Source organism: Streptomyces sp. UH6 (assembly GCF_013421635.1).
Lineage (GTDB): Bacteria > Actinomycetota > Actinomycetes > Streptomycetales > Streptomycetaceae > Streptomyces > Streptomyces abyssomicinicus.
This window is the reverse complement of record NZ_JACADT010000231.1, coordinates 1-7,176: the sequence shown is the minus strand read 5'-3', so window position 1 is coordinate 7,176 and position 7,176 is coordinate 1. Positions and strand designations below refer to the sequence as shown.

General features: G+C 69.7%; 8 protein-coding genes. 6 read left to right on the top strand and 2 right to left on the bottom strand.

Going from position 1 to position 7,176, the window contains the following annotated elements; genetic code table 11:
• The first annotated feature begins 119 nt into the window (after window positions 1-119).
• Window positions 120-1,118, top strand: a complete 999-nt coding sequence (locus HW445_RS13840) for a TAXI family TRAP transporter solute-binding subunit (RefSeq protein ID WP_180221323.1) — start codon at window positions 120-122, stop codon at window positions 1,116-1,118.
• Here HW445_RS13840 and HW445_RS13835 read toward each other — a convergent pair.
• Window positions 1,108-2,517 carry a HAMP domain-containing sensor histidine kinase gene (locus HW445_RS13835; RefSeq protein ID WP_180221322.1) on the bottom strand — a complete coding sequence of 470 codons (1,410 nt, stop codon included), beginning with the start codon at window positions 2,515-2,517 and terminating at the stop codon, window positions 1,108-1,110. The genes HW445_RS13840 and HW445_RS13835 overlap by 11 nt on opposite strands.
• Window positions 2,518-2,524: 7 nt before the next feature.
• On the bottom strand, window positions 2,525-3,214 hold the full coding sequence (locus HW445_RS13830) for a response regulator transcription factor (RefSeq protein ID WP_180221321.1): 690 nt from the start codon (window positions 3,212-3,214) through the stop codon (window positions 2,525-2,527).
• A gap of 261 nt (window positions 3,215-3,475) precedes the next feature.
• On the opposite strand from HW445_RS13830, the gene HW445_RS13825 reads away from it, so the two are divergent.
• The 5 genes from HW445_RS13825 to HW445_RS13805 form a co-directional block, all read left to right on the top strand.
• A complete protein-coding gene (locus HW445_RS13825; RefSeq protein WP_180221320.1) occupies window positions 3,476-4,252 on the top strand; it encodes an amino acid ABC transporter ATP-binding protein in 777 nt (258 codons plus the stop codon).
• A 101-nt stretch (window positions 4,253-4,353) separates the two neighbouring features.
• A complete protein-coding gene (locus HW445_RS13820) occupies window positions 4,354-5,199 on the top strand; it encodes a glutamate ABC transporter substrate-binding protein (RefSeq protein WP_180221319.1) in 846 nt (281 codons plus the stop codon).
• A gap of 100 nt (window positions 5,200-5,299) precedes the next feature.
• Window positions 5,300-5,968, top strand: coding sequence for an amino acid ABC transporter permease (locus HW445_RS13815; RefSeq protein WP_180221318.1), 669 nt, complete (start codon window positions 5,300-5,302; stop codon window positions 5,966-5,968).
• Entirely contained in the window at window positions 5,965-6,852 is an 888-nt protein-coding gene (locus HW445_RS13810) for an amino acid ABC transporter permease (protein ID WP_180221317.1), read from the top strand. The genes HW445_RS13815 and HW445_RS13810 overlap by 4 nt, the downstream gene beginning before the upstream one ends.
• A 135-nt stretch (window positions 6,853-6,987) precedes the next feature.
• Window positions 6,988-7,176: FAD-dependent monooxygenase (locus HW445_RS13805; RefSeq protein ID WP_308799085.1), on the top strand; the 189-nt coding region annotated here is incomplete at its 3' end.

Here is a 7,176-nt window from a genome sequence, read left to right as displayed (position 1 = left end):
CGCCGCCGTCCCGGAGCGCCGTCGCCGTCCCGGATGGTGACCGGTCGCACAGGACGGTGGAGCGCGTGCGTGATCCCCGGCCTACCGGTGGCGGGCTCCGAGCTGGCAGGATCGCGGGCATGTTCCCGGCTGTGACCCGTATCGGCAGACGAAGAGCCCTGACGGGTTCGTTCGTCGTCCTGGTCGTCCTGGCCGTGCTGCTGTGGTGGCTGCTGCCCCTGGGCAGGACGCCGCCGAGCGGGCGGACGGTCTTCGGCACGGGCACCCCGGCGGGCGTCTACCACGTCTACGGCGAGGAACTGCGCAAGGACCTGGCGGTGGACATGCCGGACCTGTCGGTGCGCCTGAAGGAGTCCTCCGGCTCCCGGCAGAACGTGGCCATGGTGGCCGTCGGCAAGGCCGACTTCGCCATCGCCGCCGCCGACGCGGTGCAGGAGTACAAGTCCAACGAGAGCGCGAGGGCGGACCAGCTGCGGGGCGTGGCCCGCCTGTACGACGACTACCTGCACGTGCTCGTCCCCGCCGACTCCGACGTCCGGCACGTCGCCGACCTCAAGGGGCTCCGGGTGGGCATCGGCCCGAACGACTCCGGCGTGCAGCTGATCGCGGAACGGGTCCTGACGGCGGCGGGTCTGGATCCGCAGGACGACATCGTCCGGCACCTCGACGGCATCGACACCGGGCCGGACAAGCTGAGGCGCGGCGAGATCGACGCCCTGTTCTGGTCGGGCGGCATCCCCACGGCGGGCCTGACGAATCTGGCCAGGACCTTCGACTACCGCTTCGTCCCCGTCGACAGCGCCCTCGTGACCCGGCTCCACGAGCAGGGCAACCGGTACGGCCACTACCGGTCCACCACCATGCCCGAGTCCGCGTACCCGGAGGCGATGGACGGTGAGCCGGTGGAGACCCTGGCCGTCTCCAACCTGCTCATCACCCGTGCGGACGCGGACCCGGAGCTCACCGAGTGGCTCACCCGCACGGTGATCCGCAGCCGGGACGAGATCGGCGAGAAGGTGCACTCGGCCCAGCTGGTCGACGTGCGCACCGCGATAGACACCCATCCGGTGCCGCTGCACGAGGGCGCCCGGGACTACTACCGCTCGGTCAAGCCGTAGGCGCCGAGCGGGGCACGGTCACGGTCACGGCCAGTCCGTGGGGCCGGTGGTGGGCGATGTCCAGCGAGCCGCCCGCCGCGGCGAGCAGCGCCTTGGTGATGGACAGGCCCAGACCGGACCCGTTGATGTTCTGATGGCGTCCGCTGCGCCAGAACCGGTCGCCGACGCGGTCCAGCTCCTCGTCGGTGAGGCCGGGGCCCTCGTCGGTGACGACGACTGTGGCGGTGCGCCCGTTGGCGGCCACCGTGACCCGCACCTCGCCGCCGCCGGGCGTGAACTTGACCGCGTTGTCGATCACCGCGTCGAGGGCGCTGGAGAGGGTGACCGGGTCGGCCCAGGCGGTGGTGGCGGGGCACTCACCGGTGAGCCGGACCCCCTTGGCCTCCGCGGCGGGGGCCCAGGCGGCGACCCGTTCCCCGGTGAGCGCGCCGATGTCCGCGAGGCCCAGCTCCGGCTCGGTGTGCTCGGCGAGGGCCAGGTCCAGCAGATCGTCGAGGACGTGCGCGAGCCGCTTGCCCTCCGTGCGCACCGAGGCGATCTCCTCGTTGCCCTCGGGAAGTTCCAGCGCCAGCAGCTCGATCCGCAGGAGCAGCGCGGAGAGCGGGTTGCGCAGTTGGTGGGAGGCGTCGGCCACGAAGGCGCGCTGCTGCTCCAGCACGTCCTCCACGTGGTCGGCCATCTCGTTGAACGACCGGGCCAGTCGCTGGAGTTCGGGCGGTCCGCCGGCGGCGGCGACCCGGGACTTGAGGCGGCCGGTGGCGATGTCGTGGGTGGTGGCGTCCAGGACACGGACCGGCCGCAGCACCCAGTGGGTGAGCCGCAGCGCGGCGCCCACCGCGACCAGCATGGCGGCCAGTTCGCCCGCGGCGATCAGCAGCCAGCTCTGGAGCGTGCGCCAGCGCATCGCGTCGGTGGGCGAGTCGGTGACCACGACGGCGACCACGTCGCCGTCCCGGATCACCGGTGAGGCGACCACCAGCCGCCGGTCCTGCCAGGGCCAGACCTGTTCCGGGTCGTGGCTGGGGCGGCTGAGCAGCGCCTCCTCGAACGCGGCGCGCACCTCGCCGCTCGCGGGCAGCTGCCAGTCGTCGGGCGCGGAGGTCACCAGTTCGTCGTTGCGCTGGAAGACGCCCGCCCGGATGCCGAAGACCTTGTGGTAGCTGTCCAGTTCGCGGGCGAGGTTGTCGTCGCGCTCGCCGGCCGCCCCGTCCGGGACGTCGCCGGGCGCGAGGGTGCGGACGAACTGGGCGAGGGCGGCGAAGCGGGCGGTGTCGTCGATCCGGTCCACCACCACGCGCTGCTGCTCGGTGGCGGCCACGCTCACCGCCAGGGGCACGCCGAGGGCGAGCAGCACGGCCGCCATCAGGACGATCAGCAGCGGAAGAAGCCTGTTGCGCACCCGTCCCCTAGGCGGCCGGGGCGACGAGTCGGTACCCGACGCCGCGAACGGTCTCTATCAGCGTCGGCCGGCGGAGCTTGGAGCGCAGCGAGGCGACGTGCACCTCGAGAGTACGCCCGGTCCCCTCCCAGCTGGTACGCCACACCTCGCTGATGATCTGCTCGCGCCGGAAGACCACGCCCGGACGCTGGGCGAGCAGGGCGAGCAGGTCGAACTCCTTGCGGGTGAGGGCGACGACGGCCCCTTCGACGGTGACCTGCCGGGTGGACAGCTCGATGCGGACCGTGCCCAGGTCGATGACGCCGTCGTCGGCCCCGGAGGCGCTCTCCTCGGCGGGGCGGCGGCGGCTGACCGCGTGGATGCGGGCGAGCAGTTCCCCGGTGTCGTAGGGCTTGACCACGTAGTCGTCGGCGCCCAGGTTGAGGCCGTGGATGCGGGAGCGGACGTCGGCCCGGGCGGTGACCATGATCACCGGGGTGGTGGTGCGCTTGCGGATCCGGCCGCAGACCTCGAACCCGTCCTGGTCGGGCAGGCCCAGGTCGAGCAGGACGACCGCGAAGGCCGGGCCGCCGGGCACCAGCGCGCGCAGCGCCTCCTCGCCGTTGCGGGCGTGGGTGACGCTGAAGCCGTGCCGGGCCAGGATCGCGGTCAGGGCCGCCGCCACGTGGTTGTCGTCCTCGACGAGCAGCAGTCTCATGTCGTTCGGCCCTCCCTTCGGCCGTCCCGTCCGGGCGCGCTTCCCGTCCGGACCTCCTTATCGGGTACCACCCCGCGAACAGGTTTAGGAGCGCCGCGAGGGGTTTCGTTACCCACCCGGTACGGATCAGGACGTCCCAACTACGGCAAGTGTCCGATTGCTATCCGATCGTGATGCTCAATTTCCGCTCAGAAGTAATGCGCTGGTAGGACCGGGTTATTAAGGTCCACCGGAAACCGAGGAGGACGGAGCCAGCAAACGATGACCGATGTAACGGTGGCCAAGGAAGATGCGGCCCCGGTCGGCGATCTCGTGGTCCTGAAGGACGTCAACAAGCACTTCGGTGCTCTGCACGTGCTCCAGGACATCGATCTGACCATCGCCCGCGGTGAGGTTGTCGTGGTCATCGGACCCTCGGGGTCCGGCAAGTCCACTCTGTGCCGCACCATCAACCGGCTCGAGACCATCGACTCCGGCTCGATCACGATCGACGGCAAGCCGCTGCCCGCCGAGGGCAAGGAGCTCGCGCGGCTGCGCGCCGACGTCGGCATGGTCTTCCAGTCGTTCAACCTGTTCGCCCACAAGACGATCCTCGAGAACGTCACCCTGGGCCAGGTCAAGGTCCGCAGGACCGACAAGAAGGCGGCCGAGGAGAAGGCGCGGGCCCTGCTCGACCGGGTCGGCGTCGGCGCGCAGGCGGACAAGTACCCGGCCCAGCTCTCCGGCGGCCAGCAGCAGCGCGTCGCGATCGCGCGGGCGCTCGCCATGGAGCCGAAGGTGATGCTCTTCGACGAGCCCACCTCCGCCCTGGACCCGGAGATGATCAACGAGGTGCTGGAGGTCATGCAGCAGCTCGCCCGCGACGGCATGACCATGATCGTCGTCACCCACGAGATGGGCTTCGCACGGTCGGCCGCGAACCGGGTCGTCTTCATGGCGGACGGGCGGATCGTCGAGGAGGCCGCCCCGGAGCAGTTCTTCAGCAACCCCCGCAGCGACCGCGCCAAGGACTTCCTGTCCAAGATCCTGCACCACTGAGACACCCGCCGGGAAACCCTCCGAGGCGCCCGCGCCACCTCCCGTCTCCGGACTCGTCCGGGGGCGGGTCGTATCTCCTCATCACGCAAAGGATGTTCACCATGAAGCTCCGCAAGGTCACCGCCGCCTCCGCGGCCGTCATCGCCCTGGCCCTGACCGCCACCGCCTGTGGTGAGGGCGCCGCCGAGAAGGACGCCAAGGGCGGCTCCGAGGGCGGCAAGGGCAAGATCACGATCGGCATCAAGTTCGACCAGCCCGGCATCGGCCAGAAGACGCCGCAGGGCTACGCGGGCTTCGACGTGGACGTGGCGAAGTTCGTCGCCAAGGAGCTCGGCTACTCCGAGGACCAGATCGAGTGGAAGGAGTCGAAGAGCGCCGACCGCGAGAACATGCTCTCGCGTGGTGACGTCGACTTCATCGCCGCCTCCTACTCGATCAACGACGAGCGTGAGGCGAAGGTCGACTTCGCCGGCCCGTACCTGCTGGCCCACCAGGACCTGCTGGTCCGCGCCGACGACGACTCCATCAAGTCGGCCGAGGACCTGAACAGCAAGAAGCTCTGCTCGGTGACCGGCTCGACCTCCGCGCAGAACGTCAAGGAGAAGCTGGCCCCCAAGGCCCAGCTGCAGGAGTACCCGACCTACTCCGCCTGCCTGACCGGTCTGCAGAACGGCGCCGTCGACGCGCTGACCACGGACGACTCGATCCTGGCCGGCTACGCCGCGCAGGACTCCTTCAAGGGCAAGTTCAAGCTCACCGGCCTGAAGCTCTCGAACGAGAACTACGGCATCGGCGTCAAGGAGGGCAGCGACCTCAAGGCGAAGATCAACTCCGCCCTCGAGAAGATGGTCTCCGACGGTGCGTGGGAGAAGGCCGTCGCGGCCCACTTCGGTCCCGCGAACTACAAGAACGAGCCCGCGCCGAAGATCGGCGACATCAAGAAGTAACGTCCAGCGGCTTCACCACGGCGGCACCGTCCTCCCGGCTCCGGCCGGGGGGACGGGCCGCCTGCCCTGAGCCAACCGACACGCGGAAGCGCGGGAGATCGTGTTCGACTTTCTTGAAGGTTACGACCTGCTGGGGGCCTTCTGGGCGACGGTGCAACTCACCGTCTACTCAGCGATCGGCTCCCTGATCTGGGGAACTCTGCTGGCCGGCATGCGGGTGGGCCCGGTGCCGCTGATGCGCGCCTTCGGCACCGCGTACGTGAACTTCGTACGCAACATCCCGCTGACTGTGATCATCCTGTTCAGCTCGCTGGGGCTTTACCAGACACTCGGTGTCGACCTCGGGGGCGACGGGATCGTCCAGGTCATCAGCTTCCGCCTGTCGGTGCTGGGGCTGATCCTCTACACCTCGGCGTTCGTCTGCGAGGCGCTGCGCTCCGGCATCAACACCGTGCCCGTCGGGCAGGCGGAGGCGGCACGCGCGCTCGGCCTGAACTTCGGCCAGGTGCTGCGGCTGATCGTGCTGCCGCAGGCCTTCCGCGCGGCGGTGGGCCCGCTGGCCAACGTGCTGATCGCACTGACGAAGAACACCACGGTCGCCGCCGTGATCGGTGTGGCCGAGGCTTCGCTGCTGATGAAGGAAATGATCGAGAACGAGGCGCAGCTGGTGCTGATCGGCGCGGTCTTCGCGTTCGGCTTCGTGTGCCTGACGCTGCCCACCGGCCTGCTGATGGGCCTGCTGGGCAAGAAGGTGGCGGTGAAGCGATGAGCGCGTCGGTTCTCTACGAGGCCCAGGGCCCGCGGGCCAAGGCCCGCAACGTCGCCTACACGGCCGTCTTCCTGGTCGCGGTGGCCGTGCTGCTGTGGTGGGTCTACAGCTCCCTGAAGGAGAAGGGCCAGCTCGACTGGGCCATGTGGTCGCCCTTCTTCGGCACCGAGTCCTGGACGACCTACCTGCTGCCGGGCCTGAAGAACACCTTGCTGGCCGCGGCGCTGTCCCTGGTGATAGCCCTGCCGCTGGGCGCGGTGCTCGGCATAGCCCGGCTGTCCGACCACGCATGGATCCGCGTGCCGGCCACGGTGGTCGTCGAGTTCTTCCGCGCCATCCCCGTGCTGATCCTGATGGTGTTCTGCGGGGAGTTCTACTACCTGTACACCGGTGTCAGCAGTGACTCACGGCCGCTGTACGCGGTGATCACCGGCTTGGTCCTGTACAACGCGTCGGTGCTCGCGGAGGTCGTGCGGGCCGGCATCCTCTCCCTGCCCAAGGGGCAGTCCGAGGCGGCCATGGCCATCGGTCTGCGCAAGAGCCAGGTGATGCGCGTGGTGCTGCTGCCGCAGGCGGTCACCGCGATGCTGCCGGCCATCGTCAGCCAGATCGTGGTCATCGTGAAGGACACCGCCCTCGGCGGCTACATGATGACCTTCCCCGAGCTGCTGTCCAGCGCCACCACGGCCAGCTCCTTCTACGGCGCCAACATCATCCAGTCCCTCACGGTCGCGGCGGTCATCTTCATCGTGATCAACTTCGCGCTGACCTCGTTCGCGAGCTGGCTGGAGAAGCGTCTGCGGAGGGCCAAGAAGTCCACCGGCGTGACGCTCGCAGCCGACGGAGGAGCCGACCAGTCGGCTTTCGCGGCCCCGGGCGTGTGACCGGAACCGACGACCCGTCAGTTTCCCGACGCCCCAGGTGACACGGGCGTTCGTCCGACGAAGGCAGTGGCGGCCCCGCCACTGCCTTCGTCGCTTGACGCGGACACCTGCAATGGGTTGCATAACCATGTGATCGTGCACTCCGCTCCACCTCCCTCCGCCCCTGTGCTCGTCGTGGGCGCGGGTCCGGTGGGGCTCACCCTCGCGCTCGCGCTGGCGCGCCTGGAGGTCCCCTCGGTGGTCCTCGACGAGGGGCGGGGCGGCGGGGAGCGACGACCGGCCCGCACGGTCGTGCTGCACCCCGGCACCGCGGCGCTGATCACC